Below are 22,413 nucleotides of genomic sequence, written 5' to 3'. Positions count from 1 at the left end.
CACCTCTTTCAACTTTCACAAAATCAATTGGTCAAACGAATAGAAAACACTTCCCCCTTCATTTTTCATCATTCTGACTTAGTTACTCCTTCCGAAATCAAAGGTTGCCCGGACGTAAAAAAAATTTAGAACAATTCTGTTCCCTCGATCCGGATGCGAGCTTTTGAGATAAACTGACCGAGACTTTCAAAGTAGGCGTTGCGCTGGCGCTGGTTTTCTTCGGAGATCTTCACGCAGCTTTTGAGCATCGACTGGAAAACGGCAAATGATTTATTGACGTAATCCTGGTCGATCGTGAACAAATAGTTCAGCATGTTGTGGGTGATATACAACATGCGGTATGCATTCGTTTCCGAAATAATGGTGTTGTCCTGGATGTAGGTTTGATGCAGGTATAAATGGAAATTATCCGCTTCGGTAATAACGGGTTGTCCTTTGATGAACTTTCGTCCGATTTCTGCCTGTTTCTTAATGTGCTCCACCAATTCAGCTACTTCGTCGATCAGGAAAAGGGCGTCTTCCGGTGTTTCGAAATAACCCAGTTCATAAAATGAAACGATTTCCCGGATCAATCCTTTTCCGGCATCGTAACCGATGACTTCCGTTGACTTTACCCGGATATAGAAATTCGCCATTTGCTGCAACTGTTCATCCGAAATATCTCCTTTCCATCCTTTGTGAAACTTCACGTTTTCCAATTGCCCCAACTTCAGGTAACACTTCCCGAAATAGAGCAGTTTAAAGCGCAAAAGAGCCGGTGAATTCAACAACTGGAAAATGATCAGGTCGAGATTGGACATATACAATTCCTGCGTGCGTTGTGCAACCATTCGTTTAAAACCGTCCATGATTCCGTTCAGATAAGTCTCAAATGAAAACTCGGAACGCTGGATCGGATTATACTGAAAAGTGACGCTTTTCCCCGAAACTCCGATAATTTTATCGATAGACAGGTCGTACTTCTGACACAGTAAGTTAATCTCTTCCGGTTTCAAAGCTGTTTCGCCACGCGCCCTGCGGTAGGCAGAATCCCGTGACAATTCCAAATCGTCCATCAGTAACTTACCCAACGAAGTTTCAGGAGGTAATTTTGCTTTTAGCTGTTCAAGTAGTCGGTTTTGAATGTCCATGTCGCCAAAATAAGAAAAAAATAAAAGTCGTCCATTGCTGAACGACTTTAATCGGTTTATTTCATCGGAATTCGTTCTTTTATCTGTAAACCCGTTCCGTCGTTCCGTCGGAGTAATAATAGATCACCACTCCTTTGCAATTTTCATCGACCTCCTGTCCCATCGTATTGAAAACGCGCTCCACTTTTTTGGATACCACGCCATTATCGGCACTCAGGAGGTTTGCATCATAAGTCGTCCTGGAACCATCGAGATCTGTCAGGTTCAGGCGGTAATAATTGACCTCAGTTTGTGACGGAATTGCATGCAAGGTGCTATAATCATGACTTTCCTGGGACTGTCCCTGTGCGGGTACCTGCGCGATCTCTTTCCAGTTTCCGGAAGCAGGATCGGTTGTCCATTCTACCGTGAAGAAGTTGGAACGATCTTCTGTTTCGGTTGTCCAGCTTAAGATATTCCCCTGCGATGTTTTTTGAACATTGAAAGCCGTAAGCCCCGCAGGTAAAACTACCGGTGTACATCCCAAAACGGAAGTACCACCGAAAGACAGGTTGTAAGGTTGTCCGGAATTGGAGAAGTTATCGACCAGCAGAATGTAGATCTGGTTCGCGGTGGTGTTGAGATTTCCTACCCATTTGTCTCCGCCTGCACCTTCGCTGTTATCTACCGGGTTATTTGTAGAAGTAATGGTACCTGTACAGGCGAATAATCCCAGAAATCCGCAGCCGAAGGAACTGCTTTGACCGGTGTAGGGAATCATAAGTCCGGTATTCCCGGTTGCAGACGAATAACTGCAGCGGATCGGCGCCGATACAGGTGGACAATTCGCCCCTGCCGTAGCAGTTGTAAACGGTCCCCAAATGGCAAAATCATAATCATCGCCTCCATTGGTCGGGGCAATGGTCATGGTTAGTGTACCACCGGTTTGGACATTCAGGTAATACCACGAAGACTGGTGCTCAATTCCCAGACATCCCTGATTACTACCTGTCAGTTCCTGTGTTCCCGCACCACCGCTGTTTGCAGTCTGGGAAGTATTGGAACACAACAATTCAGCAGCTTCACAATTGTTTCCTCCTGCCTTCTCTTTGAACGGGACCATGATTTTGGAACCGGTAACATTTAGCACCGGAATTCCTGCGGATTCAAAGATTGACCGCACGTAGTTTTCTGCATGTTCCTGCTCCAGAACCAATTCAAACCGGTTATCAAATACGTATTGTCCTAGATTCGGGATATTATCGGTAGCTGAGGCCAGATAATTCTTCGTCAGATAGCTGTATGGCGTAAAGATTTTATAACTCGATTGCGCAAGGGCGGCCGAATTAGCCATAAGTAGTAGCAAGGCAACCTTAATTGCCTTAAGTTGTAGTGAATATGTCATTGTGTTTAAGTTTCAGGGCTAAGTTAGCCTCTTCTAAATTTTTTAGTCACATGAATTAGTATTTAGCCGATTTCAATAAACAAACTCCAAATTTCGTCGAGAATACAATCCTATTTATCGACAAAAAGCTGCCTTGCATCGCAAGACAGCTTTCTAAATAACTGATAATTAAATAATTGATATATCAGCTTATTGTTTCTGTACGCGGAAGATAAAATGTTCTCCGTTTACCAATCCTTTAACGAAGTAAATTCCAGGTACCTGGCTGGAAAGATCTACTTCTACTGAAGCAGCTGCAGACACAGAGGATCCGAACGGAATTTCTTTCCCCTGAACGTCCATCACGCTTACAATAGAGCATTCAGATCCTGAAACTGTGCTTGCAGTAAACTTACCTGTTGTCGGGTTCGGGTAGATATTCAAACCGAAGTCCTGTCCGTTTTCAGCAAGTCCCAAACATCCGCTTACATTGATCGTAAATGTTGCTTCACCGTCGCATCCGTTAGCATCTGTAAAAGAATAAGTAATCACGTGATTTCCGGCTCCGGCAGTTACCGGGTCCATTACTCCACCGCTTACTCCTGCTCCACTGTATGTTCCCCCCGCAGGCATTCCTCCTGAAAGTGTCAACGGATCATGATTCAAACACAGATTTGAAACCGGGGAATTAAATGTAACAACCGGCTCAGGGTTTACGGTAATAGTTGTTGATGCATCATCCATACATCCGTTCGCGTCCGTGTAAGTATAAGTTACTGTTTGCGTTCCTGCTGTCGGATCGAAATCAGATCCGGTAACTCCTGTTCCGCTGTAAATTCCTCCTGCCGGACTTCCTCCTGTAAGAGCCAAAGCTCCGGAATTCGCACATACCGGAGAAATAAGGCTTTGAGATACCATCGGAGCAGCATTGACAACGATTGTTGTGGACGCAGAGTTGGAACAACCGTTTGCATCTGTATAAGTATAAGTTACGGTTTGCGTTTCAGCTGTAGGATCAAAGTTACTTCCGTTAACTCCTGTTCCACTGTAAGTTCCTCCTGCCGGGCTTCCACCTGTAAGAGCCAAAGTTCCCGAATTGATACACACCGCATCGATCGCACTTTGTGTAACAGCAGGAGATGTATTTACGGTAACCACTGTTGAAGCAGTATTCGAACAACCATTTGCGTCCGTATAAGTATAAGTTACGGTTTGTGTTCCGGCTGCAGGATCGAACTGACCTCCTGAAACTCCTGTTCCGCTGTAAACTCCGCCACCCGGGATTCCATTGATCAAGGTTACCATTCCCGCATTATCACAAGCAGCAGGAATTGGTCCCTGGGAAACGATTGGTGCCATATTTACCGTGATGTTATAATTTGCACTGTGTGCACAACCGTAAGCATCCGTTAAATCATAGGTAATGGTTTGTGTTCCGGCTGCAGGATCAAATTGACCTCCGCTGACTCCCGTTCCGGAATACGATCCTCCTGCAGGACTTCCTTCCATTAAGACATAAGCAGATCCGTTCGTACATAATGACGGTGCAGGCGAAAAAGAAATCGGGCTGGCAGGACAAACAATGGTCAAAGAATAGGCTTGTGATCCGGAACATCCGCTTGCATCACTTACTGTTGCGGTGAAGTTAAATGTTCCTGTTGCCGTAGGTGTTCCGGAAATCGTTCCGTTTGCAGCCAATGTCAATCCCGGAGGAAGGGCACCCGAAGTAACTGCAAAGTTTGGTGCTCCAAGCGCTCCCGTTTGCGTCAATGTGTTCGTATAAGCATTCCCGGCCGATCCACCTGTCAAAGCTCCTCCGGCTGTCATTGTAAATGCCGGACAAACATACGGTGTATAGTCTACCTGGTCAATCCCGATGTAATCCGAGTTTGTTCCTGAAAGACCTGCGCTTGTAACGAAATAACGGAATGCGATACGACCGGAAGTTGGTGCCGGCAAACCGGAAATAGTGACCGTATACATCGTCCAGGTTGTCGGATAAACTCCCAGGGTAAGGCTCGGATTGATACTCAACAATAATGTTGTGTAATCCCCGACTCCTGATCCTGTTCCGACACTGGTACTTGCACCGTTGGTACTCAAACGTACTTCCAAACGATCTGCATAGTTATCCGGGGAAGGTTTACGGGTATAGAATGTAAGAACGTCACCGTTTCTGAAAGTACGGTTCGGAGTCATTAACCAGTTGCTGATCGTTCCGACGTTCCCTGTATTATTATAGTTTGCTCCGATGTATGCATTTGCAGCACCGTTGTAAGAATCAAACGGTCCGCCGGCAGATGTCGCATTACCCTGGAACCAACCTGTGGAACCAACTGCAACGCTGGCATTGGTTGTTGCCCATCCGCTTCCTGCAAGGGTCGTAATGTCATTAAAACTTTCCGAAAAGGATTGTGCATGGGATAGCGAAACCAATCCCAAAGTAAGAAAACCGCTTAATGCAGCTATTTTTAAAATTCGTGTTTTCATAAGTTCAGGGATTAACGTGTTTGAGCATTCGCTACTTGTGAGTAACGGGTGATTTCTTCCTGCAACTGAGCTTTCAATTGCGTTTCTGTAGTTTTCTCAAGCTCTACGCGAAGCATTCCCAGGTATTCTTCTTTCAACACACGGAATTCCTCGTTCAATTGGTTCATGTGTGCCCTGGAGGATGTAGCAGCCTGATTGATCTCAGTTTGTTTTGAATCCAGTTTTACACGCTGAGCATTTAATTGAGGGTGTGATGAAACAACAATAGGGGTTGACTCCTTTAACGCTTGAGTTTGAGATTGCCCGTAGCTGAATGATACAGCTGAACAAAGACAAAGTCCGGTGAATAGTAACTTTATTTTCATAGTACTTGGTATTTAATTCGCTCAAAAGTAGGCAACTATCTTCCGCAGTGAAAGCTGCCGGAGCAATTCAGGGGTTTCCCCCTGCTACGCAAATCACGAACTACGAATGCCCGATTACAGATTTAAAATCCGGATGAAAGATGGACGAACCAGGGATTTCCCGGAAACAAAAAAGCCGCTCATTTCTGAACGGCTTTTCCTGTTTTTAGTCGTGTAACTCAACTATTGCTTTTGAATTCTGAAAATGAAGCGCTGACCGTCAACTATTCCGTTTACAAAGTAAAGTCCCGGAACCTGGCCGGATAAATCAATTGCTGTTGTTGTAGCGGAAGATTTGGAAGCTCCGAATACAACTTCTTTCCCCTGAACATTCACCACATTGATAACCGAGAACTCTTTTCCGGAGGATACGCTTGCCGTAAATAGACCGGTTGTCGGATTCGGATATACTTCCAAACCGAATTCCTGCCCGTTTTCAGCAAGTCCCAGGCAAGTGCTTACATTGATGGTAAAAGTTGCCTGACCATCACAGCCGTTAGCATCTGTAAAAGTATAAGTAATCACGTGATTTCCTGCTCCTGCTGTTGCAGGATTGAAAACTCCTCCGGTAACTGCTGTTCCGGAATACGTTCCGCCCGCCGGTGTTCCACCCGAAAGTGTCAATGGCGCGTGGTTCACACACATATTCGAAACCGGGGATGTAAATCCGACTGTCGGAGCAGTATTTACTGTAATAGTCGTTGAAGCATCGTCCGTACATCCGTTTCCATCCGTGAATGTATAGGTAATTGTTTGTGTTCCTGCTGCAGGATCAAAATTAGTACCTGTAACCCCTGTTCCGCTATAAGTTCCACCCGCCGGGCTTCCTCCTGATAATGGGACTGTACCATCGTTGCTGCACACCGCCGAAATAGCGCTTTGCGTAACAGTTGGAGCTGCATTTACGGTAATGGTTGTCGAAGCATTGTCCATACATCCGTTTGCATCCATAAACATGTAAGTGATCGTTTGAGTTCCTGCCGAAGGATCGAAATCAGATCCGGAAACTCCTGTTCCACTGTAAGTTCCTCCCGCCGGGCTTCCGCCTGTCAAAGCCAATGTCCCGGAATTGCTGCATACTGCTGAAATTGCACTTTGAGAAACTACCGGAGCTGTATTTACCGTAATCATAGCGGATGCACTGTTTGTACAACCGTTTCCATCTGTGTAAGTATAAGTAACGGTTTGAGTTCCCGCCATCGGATCAAAGTTTCCTGCTGTTACTCCGGTGCCGCTATATGTTCCTCCTGCCGGGCTTCCACCTGTCAACGCAACCATTCCCGCGTTGTCACAAACTGCAGCAATAGCGCTTTGAGTAACTGCCGGAGCATTGTTTACCGTAACGGTGTAATTCGAACTGTGCGCACAACCGTAAGCATCTGTTAAATCGTAAGTAACGGTTTGCGTTCCGGACGCTGGACTAAAAGTCCCTCCCGAAACCCCGGTTCCGGAATACGATCCTCCGGCCGGCGAACCTTCTACCAATGTATAAGCAGAACTGTTACTACACAAGGCCGGGGCCGGTGAAAAAGTAATCGGATTTGCAGGACAAACTGTTGTAAGGGAATACGCCTGTGAACCTGAACATCCGCTGTTATCACTAACGGTAACCGTGAAGTTGAATGTTCCGGTTGCTGTAGGTGTTCCGGAAATTGTTCCGCTTGCCGACAACGTTAATCCCGGAGGAAGTGCTCCTGCAGTAACCGCAAAGTTCGGTGTTCCCAAAGCTCCCGTCTGAGATAACGATTGAGAATAAGCCGTGCCTGCTACTCCTCCCGCCACTGATGTCGGGGAAACTGTAAATGCCGGACAAGTATATGGTGTGTACACCACGTTATCAATACCTACAAAATCAGAATTTGTACCTGTAGGCCCTCCGTTGGTTACGTAATAACGGAAAGCGATACGACCCGAAGTCGGTGCAGGAAGCCCTGAAATGGTAATGGTAAATTGTGTCCAAACTGCCGGATAAACGTTTGTAACCAGGGAAGGGTTCACACTCAATAGAAGTGTTGTAAAATCTCCCAAACCGGCAGATCCTGTTCCAACATTGGTACTTGCACCGTTGGTACTCAAACGCACTTCCAAACGATCCGGATATTCCGTTGGGTTTGCAGTTGGCCTTCTGGTATAGAACGTAAACACGTCTCCGTTTCTAAGCGTTCTGTTTGGAGTTACCAACCAGTTGCTGATTGTGTTTGCACCGGTCGTACTGTTATAGTTTGCACAAATGTATGCAGTTGCGGCACCGTTGTACGCATCAAAAGGCCCGGTCGGTGTTGCAACACCCTGAATCCAGTTCGGGTTAGTACCAATGGTTGTACTGTTATTTTGCTGGTACCAACCATTTGTTGTCAGGTTGGCCACATTGTCAAAATTTTCCGTATAAGCCTGGGAATAAGCATTGGAAACTGACCCCAAAGCCAATAAGCCGCACAAAGCAGCTGTTTTTAAAATTCGTGTTTTCATAAATAAGTGATTAGCGGGATTGTGAATTCGTTGTTTCGGAATAACGTGTAATCTCTTGCTGCAACTGTGCTTTCAATTGCGTATCTGTGGCTTTATCCATTTCTGCCTGAAGCAATCGCACATATTCTTCTTTTAAAATGCGGAATTCGTCATTCAATTTACTCATCTGAGTCCTGGAAGAAGTAACAGCCTGATTGATCTCAGCTTGTTTGGAATCCAGTTTGGAACGTTGTGCATTTAATCCTGGATTTGAAGAAACAACGAGTGGTGTTGGCTCTTTTGACGCATGAGTTTGGGTTTGTCCGTAGCTCATATAAGATAATGAGCAAAAACAAAGTCCCGTGAATAGTAACTTTATTTTCATAAGTAATAGTATTTGTATGTTCCGGCAAAACTACAAAGAAATCAAACCGTTGCAAAAAACACTATCGACAAATGACTGTATTACGCCTCTTAATTAACGAAATAGGTCGCTGAGTTTATATTTAACACAATCTTAATATGTACTAAAATTATAGTACAAACTTTCCGTACAAATCGTAATGGTCTGCAGAAGTAATTTCGACCATTGCAAAATCACCGATGCTTACGTAACCTTCGGATTTTTTCACCAATACTTCATTATCTACTTCCGGGGAATCGAATTCCGTGCGGCCGATGAAATAATCTCCTTCGATACGGTCAAACAATACTTTAAAGGTCTTGCCGATCTTCTCCTGGTTCAGTTCGTAGCTGATCCCGGATTGCAATTCCATGATCTCATCTGCCCGCTGACGTTTTACCTCATCCGGCACATCGTCTTCCAGGGAATAAGCATGGGTATTCTCTTCGTGGGAATAAGTGAATATTCCCAACCGGTCGAAACGCATACGCTCTACGAACTCATACATTTCTTCAAAATCTTCTTCGGTTTCTCCGGGATATCCGGCAATCAATGTGGTGCGGATGGCAACTCCCGGAACTTTCTCACGGATGGTGTTCACCAACGCTTCCGTTTTTTCACGGGTAATTCCGCGGCGCATCGACTGAAGGATTTTGGTTGATCCGTGCTGTAAAGGCATATCCAGGTACAAACACACATTCGGATGTTTCACCATCGCATCCAGTACATCCATCGGGAAACCTGCCGGGAAAGCATAATGCAAACGGATCCACTCAATTCCTTCCACGGCAGCAAGTTGGTCCAGTAATTCTGCCAGGTTGCGTTTTTTGTAAATATCCAATCCGTAATACGTCAAATCCTGCGCGATCAGTAAGATCTCCTTCACTCCTTGTGCTGCAAGGCTTTTCGCAGAATTTACCAACTGGTCTATCGGAGTGGAAACGTGTTTCCCTCTCATCAAGGGGATCGCACAGAATGAACACGGACGGTCACAACCTTCCGCTATTTTGAAATAAGCATAATGGGAAGGCGTCGTTAATAAACGTTCTCCTACCAATTCATGCTTGTAGTCTGCTTTTAATGTTTTCAGTAATCGCGGCAACTCTCTCGTTCCGAAAAACGCATCCACTTCAGGAATTTCCTGCTCCAAATCGTCTTTGTAGCGCTGAGCAAGACAACCGGTCACGTATACTTTGTCTACCAATCCTTCTTTCTTCGCATCTGCATAGCGCAAAATGGTTTCAATGGATTCCTGTTTTGCATTGTCGATGAAACCGCAAGTGTTGATGATCACAATCTCGGAGTCATCCTGGGTTGCTTCATGTTCCACTTCAAATTTGTTGGCTTTCAACTGAGCCATCATAACCTCGGAGTCAAAGGTGTTCTTTGCACAGCCAAGTGTTACGACATTTACTTTATTCTTACGAAGTGTTTTTGTTTTCATGAAATCAACCAAATGGGGCGCAAAGATACGACTAGTAATTCAATATTTAAAATGCAATTTGCGGAAGGCTATAAAACCTGTAGGCGCGTGATCAATCGCGCGCCTACAGGTTTTTAATTATCTATTTTTTTTTTACGGAAGCGGTTTTGCTACGGCTTTGTCAAATCTGGCTTGTTCTTTTTGGGGAACTTTCCGGAAGGTTAAATACAATCCGATCAAAATAAACGGAATACTTAAAAGCTGGCCGGTGTTCAACGCCCAAACATCATCGCGCTGTGTTTGCCCGACCTTGATAAATTCGATTACGAAACGGGCTGTCCAGATCAGGATCATGAACATTCCGAATAGTCTGCCCGGAATTGCTTTCGCATTCGTTTTCCAGTACATTCTCATCAGTACGATGAAAGAGAATAAATACGTCAGGGACTCATACAATTGCGCCGGGTGACGCGGAACCGGATTTCCATTCGCATCAAAATATTCCGGTGCATGGTAAAACTTGAATCCCCAGGGCAAATCTGTCGGCGTACCGATTATCTCATGGTTTACCAGGTTCCCCAAGCGGATCATACATCCTGCTATTGCGATCGGTGCTACGATGCGGTCCAAAATCCACAACATCGGGCGGTGAACAACTGTGCGGGAATACACATACAACATGATCAAGATCATAATTGCCGCGCCATGACTGGCCAAACCGCCTTCCCAGATTCTCAGGATAGACATCGGATGGGAAAAATATCCTTCTTCGATCAATCTTCCATTCGCATCAAAGGTATCCCAGTATGGCCCATAAAACAACACGTGTCCCAATCGCGCACCGATAACTGTTGCCGGAACGACATATAACAGCAAACGATCCAGGTATTTTTCAGAAATCCCTTCGGATTTAAACATTCTCTTGATGATGTAATATCCCAGGATCATTCCTCCTACGAACAACAATCCGTATAAGTTAGGAGTAGACCATCCGTCAATAAGTTGTGATTCTACTTTCCAGTCAATTGCTAATTCCACGTGTTTGATTTTGTTGGCCTAAGTTAGCTGTTTTATTGATTCAATTTCTGCAATAAGTGCTCCGCCCGTCCTTTTTTGAATATTTTGTTGCTGTTATCCTGTCCTTTTCTCAAGGCTTTTTGCTCTTCGAAAGGAAGGTGAATGATGTCCTGGCATTCCGGCGTACAACAGCTTTCGTATTTCGCGTTGCATTCCTCGCATTGGATGAACAACAAATGACAGGCTTCGTTTGCGCAGTTTACGTGTACATCTGCCGGCTTACCGCACTGGTGACAGTTTGAAACAATATCATCCGTAATGCGTTCTCCGCGGCGTTCATCAAACACGAAGTTCTTCCCGATAAAACGGTTTTCAAGGCCTTTTTCCCTGCATTCGTTCGCGTACTTGATAATTCCGCCTTCCAGCTGGTGCACATTCTTGAATCCGCGGTGCTTAAACCAGGCAGAAGCTTTCTCACAGCGGATTCCACCGGTACAATACATCACGATATTTTTATCTTCATTCCCTTTCAGGTAAGCATCTTCAATAATCGGCAGTGATTCACGAAAAGTATCCACATCCGGAAGAATTGCTCCTTTGAAATGGCCTACTTCATGTTCGTAATGATTCCGGAAATCAATCAGGATCGTATTCGGATCTTTCGTCAGTTCATTGAATTCTTCCGCTTTCAAATGCTTCCCGATATCGGTCACATCGAAGGATTCGTCACTCAAACCATCCGCCAGGATCTTATTGCGCACTTTTACTTTCAGTTTCAGGAAAGGGAATTCTGCTCCTTCTTCTTCTACCGCGATGTTTAATCTTACGCCATCCAGAAAATCGATCGAGTATAATTCCGAACGGAAATCATTCAACCGGTTCGTCGGCACCGAAATCTGGGCATTGATTCCTTCGTGAGCTACGTAAATACGGCCCAATACCTGGCAGTTGTCCAATAATTGGTATAAGTAATCTCTGAAAATTTGAGGATTGGCAATTTTTGCGTATTTGTAGAAAGAGATCGTCACAAACTCGTGACCGGCCTCGCGCAATTTTTGCTCTAATTCCTCTTTACTAAATGTGTTCCACAGTTGCATGCTATGTTTGTTTTTGTAAAAAGTCCTGCAAAGATATTAAGATCTTGGGACTTCGGGATAGTAAGACTTCAAACTTTTTTCAAAAACACGAAATCCTGATCTGCCGAAGCAAACCAGGATTTCAATTATAAACCTAACCCCTAAATTTATCTGGCCCTGGAAAAGGCCGTACCTAAAACACACATCTGCAGTTACCACGCTACAGATAACAGACATACGTATGAAAAGGATTTTTGGATTTCGGGGAAATAAAAAACATGTAGGGGCGAAAAATTTTCGCCCCTACATGTTTAATTTTATGTTTTCCGTTTCTGCTTTTTTGCTGCCGGGAAGAGAATATTATTCAGGATCAAGCGATATCCCGGAGAATTCGGATGTAAGTTCAAATCAGTTGGCGGGTCACCCACTTTGTGCTGGAAATCTTCCGGATCGTGGCCGCCATAAAACGTCCAGGTTCCCTGCCCCAGTTCTCCGTGAATATAACGAGCCGTATTCAGAGCTTTGTTTTCGCCCATCACCAACACATTCGACTTGATCAGATCACGGCGAAAATCGGTTGTCTGTCCCATAAATCCATCAATTACGTCTGTATGGCATTGAGTCAGCATGGCAGGAACCACGTCCCATTTCGCAGAAAAGTCAAACAAAGTGAATTTATCCTGGTTCGGAGGCAAGCGGTGCAATTCGGTTCCGTCGATATTCGAGTACTCATAAACCATCGGATCCTGCACCAGAATGAAATCTTTGAAAGCAAAGGTCATGTTGTAATCGAGTTCGTTCTGGCAATTCGGATCACGCGGATCTCCGTCGAACATGCGCTCACAAATATCCGTTTCATGTGCGGCAAGTGCAATATCGAAACTATCCGTCCCGCTACACATGGTGAACAAAAAACCACCGCCTATCACGAAATTCCGCAGGTTATTGGCAACGGCCAGCTTCAATTGGGAAACTTTCGAGAATCCGAGGTTTGCAGCATCTCTTTCCGCATCTGCCACCTGGTTGATGTACCACGCTTCACGGTGAAAGGAAGCATAGAATTTTCCGTATTGGCCCGTAAAATCTTCGTGGTGCAAATGCAGCCAGTCGTATTTCGGGAGAACTCCCATTACAATGGCTGAATCGTAAATCTTGTCGTAAGGAATTTCAGCATAATCAAGTACCATTGTTACGGCATCATCCCAGGGCAAAGCGCTCTTAGGTGTGTAAACCGCAATTTTCGGCGCTTTTTCCAACTGGACAACTTCCATATTCACTTCCGGGTTGGAAATCTCCGTCCGGATGGCATTTACCTGTCCGTCAGCAACAATTTCATAGCTCACTCCGCGAATGATCAATTCTTCTTCGATGGTTTTCAAATGCGGAAACAGGAAAGATCCGCCGCGGTAATTTAGCAGCCATTCCATAACCACGCCGTTTTCAAGTACCCAAAAAGAAACCCCGTAAGCCTTCAAATGGTTTGCCTGTCTATCATCCATTGGAACGAGGATAGAAGAAGCTGATGCGGATTTAACAACGATCAAAAATGCGATTGCCAGAAAAAATCTCATAGTATGCTTGTGATAGACTCTAAATGTAATTCAAAAAAGGGATAACGCCTGAATTCCAACATAAATTGTGAATCAATCTGTTAAAACGGTGTTTCATCCGGCCCGTTGAAATCTTCATCCGGAACATTGTTCATATTACTTCCCAGAGTAATTGTTCGCGGCGCTTCATCAAATCCGCGGTTCATCGACATTCCGGCACTCATGGATGTCGGGTTGAAATCTCCGCCTCCTGAATTGTACTGATCTTCCATGTTTTCGAAACGCGCATATTTCCCAACGAAACGCATCCGCACATCTTCCAGGGCACCGTTCCGGTGTTTCGCAATGATGATCTCACCTACTCCTTCGTTGGAAGAACCATCTTCAGCGGTTGTAATTCCGTAATATTCCGGTCGGTACAGGAATCCTACGATATCGGCATCCTGCTCGATCGCTCCGGATTCACGCAAGTCGGAAAGTACCGGTTTCTTATCTCCACCTCGGGTTTCCACCGAACGGGAAAGCTGGGAAAGTGCAATGACCGGAACGTTCAATTCCTTCGCAATTTCCTTGATGGAACGGGAAATCGTTGAAATTTCCTGCTCGCGGTTACCGGTTCCTTTTCCACCTCCGGCAGACATCAGCTGCAAGTAATCAATGATCACCATCTGGATGTCGTACTGCATTTTCAAGCGGCGGCATTTTGCACGCAGGTCGAAGACGCTCAAACCGGGCGTATCGTCAATATAAATCGGCGCTTCCGCCAGTTTCGTTACACGACTGTATAGCTGCTGGAATTCGTATTCTTCCAGTTTTCCTTTTCTCAATTTCTCTGCTGAAATCATACTTTCTGCGGAGATCAAACGTTTTACCAGCTGCACAGAGGACATCTCCAGGGAGAAGATCGCTACTCCCATATTGAAATCAACGGCTGTATTTCGAGCCATGGACAATACGAATGCTGTTTTTCCCATCGCAGGACGTGCCGCAATTACGATCATATCCGAACGCTGCCACCCGGAAGTCAATTCGTCCAGTTTCCGGAAGCCGGTCGGAACTCCAGAAAGTCCGTCGCTGTTTTTCGCTGCCTGTTCAATTTCCTTGATGGCCTCACTCACCACGATATTCATGGTGGCAACCGTCTTTTTCATGTTGTTTTCGGCAATCCCGAATAAGGCTCCTTCTGCTTTGGTCAGCAATTCAAAAACATCGGTAGTTTCGTCGTATGCATCCCGCAATGTTTCGGAACACATGCGTATAATTTCACGCTGAATGTATTTCTGGGCAATGATCCGCGCATGGTATTCGATGTGTGCCACTGAACCTACACGCTGTGTCAGGGATGAAAGGTAAACCACCCCACCTGCTGCTTCCAGTTCACCGTTTTGTTTTAATTTATCGGCAACTGTCAACAAGTCAATCGGATTGGAAGTTCCGAATAACTCACGGATTGCTCCGTAAATGTATGTGTGTTTGGGATCGTAAAAACTTTCTGCCGACAACATATCGATGGTATCGGTTACAGCGTTTTTGTCCAGCATCATTGCCCCGAGAACAGCTTGTTCTACATCAATTGCCTGAGGTGGTATTTTCCCCATTTCATTGGCAAGCGGTAAAATAGTGTTCTTGGTACGAGCTCCTACTCTGCGGGAATTGTTCGGCTGTTGTTCTTCCATTGAGCAAAGATACGGAATCGAAAGCAGGCAAAAAGGGTAATGCTTAATAATTAGTTGTTAAAAGGAAATGAACAATACTTATCAGCAATTGTTAATTACTCACATGTGTGAATATTGATTATTTTTTACACATTTATGTTTTCCAAATCATTTATTCGCACTATTAAATGAAAGAAAAAATCATTATCGCGGGGTGGATTTTACTATCCATCCTGCTTTCATTCGTAGCTTTCATATTGGCTCAATGGTTCACTGCAGGAGGGCGTTCTATGATTAATTTCCCTGCTTTATTCATTGCTTTCCTGATCTCCACCCGATTTTCAAAATATCCGTTTATTGGTTTTTTTGTTCTCATATCAGTTCTTCTTATTGTACTCCCTTCGGATATTAACCTGAATTTATTTCACATCATTCAAGAATCGTTCTGCCTGCTTGGCATTGTAGTAATGGCTCTCTTCAAGAAAAAACACTACAAGTCCGCTGCTGCTTTGTTTCTTGTTTCATTCCTCTATTTGGTCTTTATCAAGATCAGCTACATCAATCAGTTGAACTATCAATACCAGGAAAAAAGTGAACTAGCCATTTTGAATGAAAACCGGGATTTTTTAACCGGGCACCATGGCCAACATCCTTATTTCAATCCGGATACGGTTTATTTAGTCAATTTCAGTTTCCGGAACTGTCTGCCCTGCCGGCATAAGAAAAGCGCATTGAAAGCATTGGCAAAACAATTCAAGCACAGCCCTTTCAAAATCATACAGATACATTCATTCAACGAATCGATAGAAATCTTCCGGGAAGATTATTATTTCGATTATACAGAACCTTACCACGATTCTTTGGATCACCTGGCCAAAACGCTTAAAATACAGGGCGCTCCGACTGAAATCATTTACTCTAAAAACGGAAAGGCTGTCAGAAGATTAAACGGGTATAATCAGGAGGCAGAAAGCACTTATATCAAAAACACTTCTGAGCTCATTCAAAAACTTCTCCATGAAAAATAAACTGACCTTCCTGTTTTACTTTTGCTATTGGCTTCCTGCAGTTCACAATCCGATTCAGGAACTGTTTCCCTGAAAAAAAATAACATGGATTTGGGCACGATTGATCCCACAATTATTCAATCCATACCGTTGACAATTATAAATTCCACCCGGAACCAAATCAACATTGTGAACATTTCAAAATCCGTGGCTGCACGCAATTCGATCTCAATAAACGCAGCATTGATCCGAAGTCTGAATTAACCATTCATTTAAAGTACGATCCCAGGGAACACCAGGGAAAAATCGAACGGTCTGTTGTTTTGCGATTAAGCAATGCCGATTTTCTGGTTTTCAAATTCAAAGGAACAGTAACAAACAAAAAAAGTCCCCGACAATAATGTCAGAGACTTTCCAAACCAATAACCGGCTCGAGATTAGAATCTGTAACCCAGTGTTAACTGAAGCCATTGATTTTTATAGCGTGGAGCGGATGAGGAACCATCACTATGGTTCGTTAGAAAATCCCATCCTGCTCTCGGAGACACCACAAAGTGGTTTACGTTTACATCAAAGCCTACTACTGCTCCAAGGGTATTTCGACGTATGTCTGTGTCAAAGTCCCGGAATTCCGTAGCGGAAGAAGTTCCTGTTGTGAAATTATCTTCCTGGCTCATTAAAAAAGAGTATTGCGGACCTGCAACGATTGAAAATGCAGGAAACGGCTTAAAGGTGAATAGAATCGGTACATCCAGATAATTCGTTGTTCGTTTAAAGGCATATTCCTGGCCAAGAACCGAACCGGAACCCTGGAATCCTTTTTGTGAGAACAAAACCTCCGGCTGAACTCCTAAGAATTTCCCGATCGGAATGTGTAAGAAAGCACCTCCTGCAAAACCTGCCTTCCCGTTTGCTTCAAAATCATTATCCTGTTCGTCCCAAACATTGGAGTAGTTAGCACCGGCTTTTAAACCGAATTTCAAATTTCCTCTGTAATCTTCCTGCGCATTCAAATTCATTCCGAATATTGAAATACATGCTATGAGCATTGCTGTAACCTTTTTCATGTTTCAATTTTTTATCCGTTTGAAACACCAAAGGCCAAATCTGTGCCCATGAAGGAGAATTGCGTTCTTAAAAAAACTTAAACACCAGACAGGAAAAGGGATTCAGGAAAGCGATTGAAAAATTCAAATTTGTGCCAAAAGGCAAATTCATTTCATTTTGAAAAAGATGGTTTTCATTTTGGAAATCTCATCTGAATTTTAACCACATAGAACCATAGTGCACATAGTTTTAAGTGGATTATTTCCCACTATGATAGACACTTCAAAAACATCTAGGTGTTCTATGTGACCTATGTGGTTTTTATTGCAATGCTAATTCCAATCCAACCGGACAATGATCAGACCCCATAATTTCATTATGAATCGTTGCTGCTTTCAGGCTTGGAACGAAAGATTCGGACACTAAGAAATAGTCAATCCGCCAGCCAACGTTTTTCTCTCTGGCACCTCCGCGGTAGCTCCACCACGTATATTTTATTTCGTCGCCATTCAATGCACGCCAGGAATCAACAAGCCCGCTACCGATGAACGCATCCATTCCGTCAATTTCTTCCTGCATGAATCCGGCTGACTTATTATAGTTCGCTTTTGGCCGTGCCAGATCAATTGCTTTGTGAGCCACATTGAAATCACCACAAACGATTACCGGTTTTTTCGCTTCCAGGTTTTTCAGGTATTTCAGAAAATCTGCATCCCACGCCTGGCGGTAAGACAAACGCAGCAATTCACTTCCGGAATTCGGTACATAAACCGTTATCAAATAAAATTGATCGTATTCCGCACAAATTACGCGGCCTTCGTCATCATGCTCCGCAACTCCCATATCGTAAACCACCGAAAGCGGTTCTGTTTTGGAAATAATTGCCGTTCCGGAATAGCCTTTTCTTCCCGCTTCATTGGCATACACAAATGAATACCCCAAAGGTTTCACTGTTTCCAGTACCTGTTCCACAGTTGCTTTGGTTTCCTGCAAACAAATCACATCCACATCTGCCTGCTGCATATCTGTGATAAATGATTTTCCAGCGATGGCGCGAATTCCGTTAACGTTAAAAGAGAGCAATTTCATGACTAAAAAAGTTCAAAGAGTTTAAGGTTCAAAAGTTCCAATTACCTCAACGAACTTTTGAAGCCGTAAAAATAGAATTTTGTTGATTGATCCTACTCAAAACACCGTTAATTCTTTTCCACAGATTCGTAGGTTTTTGTTACGCCTTAACGGAAGCGCTTGCACTTATTTGAAGCGAGACTGGTAAGCTCGCTTTTCATCTGCGCATCAGTGGCTAATCCTTTCATTGTAATTTTTGCGGAATTACCCCCAACGCATTGCCAACTTCCAAATTGCCCTTATTTTTACATCATGAAAGGATTTGATCAGCAAACACTTCACGATTTAGAATTCAACCAAATCAGGGAATGGCTCGCTGCATTCAGTATTGGGGCAACTGCTCAAAAGAGATTGGAAAATTTATCGCCGAACAACGATTTCGATGCGATCGAATTTGAATTGCTCCGACTGAACGAATTCAAACGCATTCGCGTGGAAGGAGAATCCTTCCCGGCACTTGATTTTGAGGAATTACTCGCTGAAATCAAATTGCTTCCCATTCACAATGCCGTGCTTCAGCAGGAAGGTTTTGTACGCATTACACGCGCCTCCGAACTGGTAAACCACATGCTGCATTTCTTCGACAAGCGCTCGCAGGATTTCCCGAACTTATTCGCCCTGCTGAAAAACGTGTATTTCACCCGCGAACTCATCGAAGCCATTGAAAAAGTATTCGACCGCAGGGGACAAATCAAGGACGATGCTTCACCGGAATTGTTCGCGATCCGTCAGCAAATTGCAAAACTGCGCAACCAGATCAACCGCAATTTCGACAAGGAAATGCGCCGCTACCTGAAGGAAGGTTTGCTTGGCGACACGAAAGAGGCGTTTATCAATGAACGACGGGTTTTAACCGTTCAATCCAGTCATAAGCGAAAGATCGGCGGAATGGTTGTCGGGTCTTCCAAAACAGGAAGTCTGACTTTCATTGAACCGGCAATCAATATTCCGCTCAACAACGAACTGGAAATGTCTTTGGACGACGAACGCAAAGAGATTTTCCGCATTTTGCAGGAACTGACGCGTGAAATTGCGCATCATTTGCCTTTGATTGAAGCTTACCAGGAATTATTGGTCGAATTTGATTTCATCAATGCCAAAACCAAACTGGCACTGGACTTAAATGCCAATTTACCGGGAATTGTGCGCAACACACGCATTGAATTGATCGATGCTTTCCACCCGATTCTTTGGAAAACAAATAAAGGACTAGGAAAAGTAACTTTACCGCAAAGCTTGATCCTGGATGCAAACAGCCGCATGCTAGTTATTTCCGGGCCGAACGCCGGAGGAAAATCGATTACGCTGAAAACGATCGGGTTATTGCAGATCATGTTGCAGGCCGGTTTGTTGATCCCGGTTCATGAAAACAGTAAATTCTGTTTCTTCCAGCAAGTATTGACCGATATCGGGGACAATCAATCGATCGAAAACGAATTGAGTACTTATTCATACCGATTAAAGCGCATGAAGTTCTTCCTGAAAGTATCCAACCGGAGAACGCTTTTGTTGCTGGACGAATTCGGAACGGGTTCTGATCCGGAACTGGGCGGTGCTTTGGCAGAAGTCTTTTTCGAAGAATTGTACAAACGAAAATCATACGGGGTAATCACCACGCATTACGCCAATATCAAATTGAAAGCAGACCGGCTTCCGAATGCGGTAAACGGATGCATGCTTTTCAACACCGAAACGCTTGAACCTCTGTACCGTTTTTCCATGGGCCAACCGGGAAGTTCCTTCACATTTGAAGTAGCCCAAATGAACGGAATTCCGATGGACCTGATCGAACAGGCAAAAGGAAAACTGGACCAGAACCGTGTGAAGATGGATCATTTGCTGAATGAACTGAACAAGGAAAAAATGTATCTTCAGCGCCTGAACAAAGAGCACATCGAAGCGCAGGAACTGGCAAACAATGCCCGTATGGAGTTCATTGAAAAGAAACAACGGATCGACGAGCGTTTACGAAACCAGCAGGAACTGGCGGAAAAGAACAATCTGTTCATTAATTCGGGGAAAAAGATGAAGAGTTTCATTGACCGCTATCAAACCCGGACACGCAAAAAAGACGCTAACAATCCACTGATGGAAGACGTGCGCAAGTACCTGATGGTCGAAAAATCGAAAATCGAAGAAGCGAAACGAAAAACAGAATTGATACAAGCACAAAACAAACCTCAGAAACCGGTTGCGAAAAAGCGCAAAACGCAAAAACCGGAAGAAGATGTGTATCAGCGGGATAAAATTGTAGTGGGTTCCATCGTGAAAATGATCGAAACCAAACAAAGCGGAACCGTGGAAGAAATCAAAGGCCATATCCTGACGGTTGCTTTCGGATTTATGCGCTTAAAAGTAGAACGGGAAAAATTAATGTGGATTAAGTAAGATTAAACAAGTTCAAAGGGTTCAAAGGGTTCAAAAGTTTAACCTTTGGAACTATTGAACTATTGAACTATTGAATCAGCCGTGGCTGAAACTCTTTGAACTTATAAAATAAAATAACAACTATGCCAGCTAATAACTATTACTACTTAGGACAATCAAGCCTTCTGAACAGTTTGCTTTTCCTGGAGCGATTTGCTTTCTACGGATTACAGACTTTTGCCTACAGTTATCTCATCAGTGAAGCCATGAACCTATACGGCGATGACGCCAATGAACTTTTGCTGACCTTTGCGTCTGCCCTGTTGTTTGCACGTATTTTCGGCGGACTGATCGTTGATTTTTTACTCGGGCCAAAAGTCGCTATTATCGTCAGTTCGGCACTTCAGATTTTCGGGATCCTGTTATTCATGAAGGAATCGCTGGGAATGTTTTACCTGGGAATGTTTGTGTTTATCCTGGGGCAATGTATGTTCTCACCGGCCATCCTCAAATCCATCGGACTGGCTTATTCCGGACGGAAACAAAAAATGGACGGCGCAATGACTTTAAGTATTTTCGCCATAAACCTGGGATCTTTTCTGGCACCGCGGGCATTCCGCTACCTGGAATTAGCCGATACATTCAAAAACGGCTTTACTTCCTGTATCGTTTGTTTCATCCTTATCATCGGACTTTGTTTCCTGATTAAAAAACCTCAGGAGCCGGCGGAAGAAATCCAAACCACATCCGAATTCGGAAACCGTGTGAACGAGGTCATTTTCCTTTCGATTTTAGGTTTATTCGTTTACTGGCTCTTCGAAACATTGCTGAACCGTACGATGGAAAACTTCAACTACAGCGGATTCCGGTCTTCCGACAACAGCCTGCTTGTGAATATGATCCCGGCCTTGATTCCTTTGATCGGCTACATCGTATTCGGAATCTTATGGAACCGGTTCAAATTCCATCCGCTTCTGAAAATTATTATCGGGTTCGGGGCTGCTTCCATTTCAATTCTTGCCGCTATTATCACCATGTCGAACAGTCAAACAGACGATCCGAAATTCATGACCGCCTTCTTGTGTCTGAATTTTATCGGTGAAATTTTGATCGTTCCCATATTCCTGAGCCTCATTCTTCAGCATGCGCCTAAAAAACTGATGGGAACATACTCCGGAGCGGCCCTGGCCATGTTCGGATTCCTTTCCATGTTTATCGGAAATAAGATTTACGAAGGAATCGGCGATGGAAATTATCAGATCACTACCATTGTTGCGGGAATCGGTTTCTTCTTCAGTACGATAACGGTACTCATTGTCTTCTTGTTGACGCGCAAAAGAGATGTGGCACACGCGCATTTGGATGAATTTTAAGGAAAGTTCAATAAGTTTAAATGGGTTCAAATATGATTAAATAAAATCTTAACTTTTGAACTTTTGAACTTTTGAACTTTTGAACTTTTGAACTTGCTTAAAAAAATAAAGCCATGTCTTGAATAATCGTGCCAACTAATTATCAAGACATGGCATTTATGCTAAAAGGTTTTTAGAACCTCTAATTAATCCTGGTAAACAAGCTGCTTATAAAAGCGTACATGTTTTAACAATTGTACCATCACTTTCATACCCGTCACAGGTTTTCTTAGCGTCATCCAAAGATGAGTTCTTGATGGTTTTGTGTTCTGTGACAGTTGTACTACTCTGATTTTGGTAAGTACATTCACAATCATAATCCTTCTTACACGATGCCAGGCCCAACAATGCCATTGCTGAAACTCCTAAAACTAACTTTTTCATAATTTCTGTTTTTAGTTTCTAATTCTAAATCAAGATAACTCGAATAAAAAGATGAAAAAATCAACGTATGTTAAAAAACGGCGAGGTATTGTCCCAAAAAACAGGAAAT

Annotated in this window: 17 protein-coding genes; 3 read left to right on the top strand and 14 right to left on the bottom strand. The window is 43.8% G+C overall.

Going from position 1 to position 22,413, the window contains the following annotated elements:
• Positions 1–125: 125 nt before the first annotated feature.
• From ABDW02_RS00305 to dnaB, 11 genes are all read right to left on the bottom strand, one after another.
• Entirely contained in the window at positions 126–1,130 is a 1,005-nt protein-coding gene (locus ABDW02_RS00305) for a hypothetical protein (protein WP_343630991.1), read from the bottom strand.
• A 79-nt stretch (positions 1,131–1,209) separates the two neighbouring features.
• Complete coding sequence (locus tag ABDW02_RS00300) at positions 1,210–2,463, bottom strand: hypothetical protein (protein ID WP_343630989.1); 1,254 nt, start codon at positions 2,461–2,463, stop codon at positions 1,210–1,212.
• Positions 2,464–2,703: 240 nt separating this feature from the next.
• Positions 2,704–4,983: a choice-of-anchor J domain-containing protein gene (locus ABDW02_RS00295; RefSeq protein ID WP_343630987.1), complete on the bottom strand. Its 2,280-nt coding sequence runs from the start codon at positions 4,981–4,983 to the stop codon at positions 2,704–2,706.
• An 11-nt stretch (positions 4,984–4,994) separates the two neighbouring features.
• Complete coding sequence (locus ABDW02_RS00290) at positions 4,995–5,348, bottom strand: hypothetical protein (protein WP_343630985.1); 354 nt, start codon at positions 5,346–5,348, stop codon at positions 4,995–4,997.
• A 222-nt stretch (positions 5,349–5,570) separates the two neighbouring features.
• Positions 5,571–7,856, bottom strand: a complete 2,286-nt coding sequence (locus ABDW02_RS00285) for a choice-of-anchor J domain-containing protein (RefSeq protein ID WP_343630983.1) — start codon at positions 7,854–7,856, stop codon at positions 5,571–5,573.
• A gap of 10 nt (positions 7,857–7,866) precedes the next feature.
• Positions 7,867–8,169: a hypothetical protein gene (locus ABDW02_RS00280; protein ID WP_343630981.1), complete on the bottom strand. Its 303-nt coding sequence runs from the start codon at positions 8,167–8,169 to the stop codon at positions 7,867–7,869.
• Between the two features lie 199 nt (positions 8,170–8,368).
• Positions 8,369–9,682 carry a 30S ribosomal protein S12 methylthiotransferase RimO gene (rimO, locus tag ABDW02_RS00275; RefSeq protein ID WP_343630979.1) on the bottom strand — a complete coding sequence of 438 codons (1,314 nt, stop codon included), beginning with the start codon at positions 9,680–9,682 and terminating at the stop codon, positions 8,369–8,371.
• Between the two features lie 132 nt (positions 9,683–9,814).
• A complete protein-coding gene (lgt, locus tag ABDW02_RS00270; protein WP_343630977.1) occupies positions 9,815–10,699 on the bottom strand; it encodes a prolipoprotein diacylglyceryl transferase in 885 nt (294 codons plus the stop codon).
• Between the two features lie 32 nt (positions 10,700–10,731).
• Positions 10,732–11,775, bottom strand: coding sequence for a rhodanese-related sulfurtransferase (locus ABDW02_RS00265; protein WP_343630975.1), 1,044 nt, complete (start codon positions 11,773–11,775; stop codon positions 10,732–10,734).
• 296 nt (positions 11,776–12,071) lie between these two features.
• Positions 12,072–13,325, bottom strand: coding sequence for an asparagine synthetase B (locus ABDW02_RS00260; RefSeq protein WP_343630973.1), 1,254 nt, complete (start codon positions 13,323–13,325; stop codon positions 12,072–12,074).
• An 80-nt stretch (positions 13,326–13,405) separates the two neighbouring features.
• Positions 13,406–14,980 carry a replicative DNA helicase gene (dnaB, locus tag ABDW02_RS00255; protein ID WP_343630971.1) on the bottom strand — a complete coding sequence of 525 codons (1,575 nt, stop codon included), beginning with the start codon at positions 14,978–14,980 and terminating at the stop codon, positions 13,406–13,408.
• Positions 14,981–15,147: 167 nt separating this feature from the next.
• On the opposite strand from dnaB, the gene ABDW02_RS00250 reads away from it, so the two are divergent.
• Entirely contained in the window at positions 15,148–15,987 is an 840-nt protein-coding gene (locus ABDW02_RS00250; RefSeq protein ID WP_343630969.1) for a hypothetical protein, read from the top strand.
• 416 nt (positions 15,988–16,403) lie between these two features.
• On the opposite strand, the gene ABDW02_RS00245 is transcribed toward ABDW02_RS00250, so the two are convergent.
• Entirely contained in the window at positions 16,404–17,033 is a 630-nt protein-coding gene (locus ABDW02_RS00245) for a porin family protein (RefSeq protein ID WP_343630967.1), read from the bottom strand.
• 301 nt (positions 17,034–17,334) lie between these two features.
• Entirely contained in the window at positions 17,335–18,102 is a 768-nt protein-coding gene (locus tag ABDW02_RS00240) for an exodeoxyribonuclease III (RefSeq protein ID WP_343630966.1), read from the bottom strand.
• A gap of 291 nt (positions 18,103–18,393) precedes the next feature.
• Between ABDW02_RS00240 and ABDW02_RS00235 the strand changes: the two genes are divergently transcribed.
• Together ABDW02_RS00235 and ABDW02_RS00230 are read left to right on the top strand one after the other, a co-directional pair.
• Positions 18,394–20,529: a DNA mismatch repair protein MutS gene (locus ABDW02_RS00235; protein ID WP_343630964.1), complete on the top strand. Its 2,136-nt coding sequence runs from the start codon at positions 18,394–18,396 to the stop codon at positions 20,527–20,529.
• 122 nt (positions 20,530–20,651) lie between these two features.
• Positions 20,652–21,881, top strand: coding sequence for an MFS transporter (locus ABDW02_RS00230; RefSeq protein WP_343630962.1), 1,230 nt, complete (start codon positions 20,652–20,654; stop codon positions 21,879–21,881).
• Between the two features lie 207 nt (positions 21,882–22,088).
• On the opposite strand, the gene ABDW02_RS00225 is transcribed toward ABDW02_RS00230, so the two are convergent.
• Positions 22,089–22,304: a hypothetical protein gene (locus ABDW02_RS00225; RefSeq protein ID WP_343630961.1), complete on the bottom strand. Its 216-nt coding sequence runs from the start codon at positions 22,302–22,304 to the stop codon at positions 22,089–22,091.
• Positions 22,305–22,413 lie beyond the last annotated feature (109 nt).

Origin of the sequence: Fluviicola sp. (assembly GCF_039596395.1) — a bacterium.
In the GTDB taxonomy this organism is placed as follows: Bacteria; Bacteroidota; Bacteroidia; order Flavobacteriales_D; family Crocinitomicaceae; genus Fluviicola.
Note: the sequence above shows the minus strand (reverse complement) of the source record. Positions and strands in the feature narration are given on the sequence as shown.

Coding starts and splice junctions, on each gene's coding strand:
- ABDW02_RS00305 (WP_343630991.1), bottom strand. CDS start 1,130: ATGGACATTCAAAACCGACTACTTGAACAGCTAAAAGCAAAATTACCT.
- ABDW02_RS00300 (WP_343630989.1), bottom strand. CDS start 2,463: ATGGCTAATTCGGCCGCCCTTGCGCAATCGAGTTATAAAATCTTTACG.
- ABDW02_RS00295 (WP_343630987.1), bottom strand. CDS start 4,983: ATGAAAACACGAATTTTAAAAATAGCTGCATTAAGCGGTTTTCTTACT.
- ABDW02_RS00290 (WP_343630985.1), bottom strand. CDS start 5,348: ATGAAAATAAAGTTACTATTCACCGGACTTTGTCTTTGTTCAGCTGTA.
- ABDW02_RS00285 (WP_343630983.1), bottom strand. CDS start 7,856: ATGAAAACACGAATTTTAAAAACAGCTGCTTTGTGCGGCTTATTGGCT.
- ABDW02_RS00280 (WP_343630981.1), bottom strand. CDS start 8,169: ATGAGCTACGGACAAACCCAAACTCATGCGTCAAAAGAGCCAACACCA.
- rimO (WP_343630979.1), bottom strand. CDS start 9,682: ATGAAAACAAAAACACTTCGTAAGAATAAAGTAAATGTCGTAACACTT.
- ABDW02_RS00265 (WP_343630975.1), bottom strand. CDS start 11,775: ATGCAACTGTGGAACACATTTAGTAAAGAGGAATTAGAGCAAAAATTG.
- ABDW02_RS00260 (WP_343630973.1), bottom strand. CDS start 13,325: ATGAGATTTTTTCTGGCAATCGCATTTTTGATCGTTGTTAAATCCGCA.
- dnaB (WP_343630971.1), bottom strand. CDS start 14,980: ATGGAAGAACAACAGCCGAACAATTCCCGCAGAGTAGGAGCTCGTACC.
- ABDW02_RS00250 (WP_343630969.1), top strand. CDS start 15,148: ATGAAAGAAAAAATCATTATCGCGGGGTGGATTTTACTATCCATCCTG.
- ABDW02_RS00245 (WP_343630967.1), bottom strand. CDS start 17,033: ATGAAAAAGGTTACAGCAATGCTCATAGCATGTATTTCAATATTCGGA.
- ABDW02_RS00240 (WP_343630966.1), bottom strand. CDS start 18,102: ATGAAATTGCTCTCTTTTAACGTTAACGGAATTCGCGCCATCGCTGGA.
- ABDW02_RS00235 (WP_343630964.1), top strand. CDS start 18,394: ATGAAAGGATTTGATCAGCAAACACTTCACGATTTAGAATTCAACCAA.
- ABDW02_RS00230 (WP_343630962.1), top strand. CDS start 20,652: ATGCCAGCTAATAACTATTACTACTTAGGACAATCAAGCCTTCTGAAC.
- ABDW02_RS00225 (WP_343630961.1), bottom strand. CDS start 22,304: ATGAAAAAGTTAGTTTTAGGAGTTTCAGCAATGGCATTGTTGGGCCTG.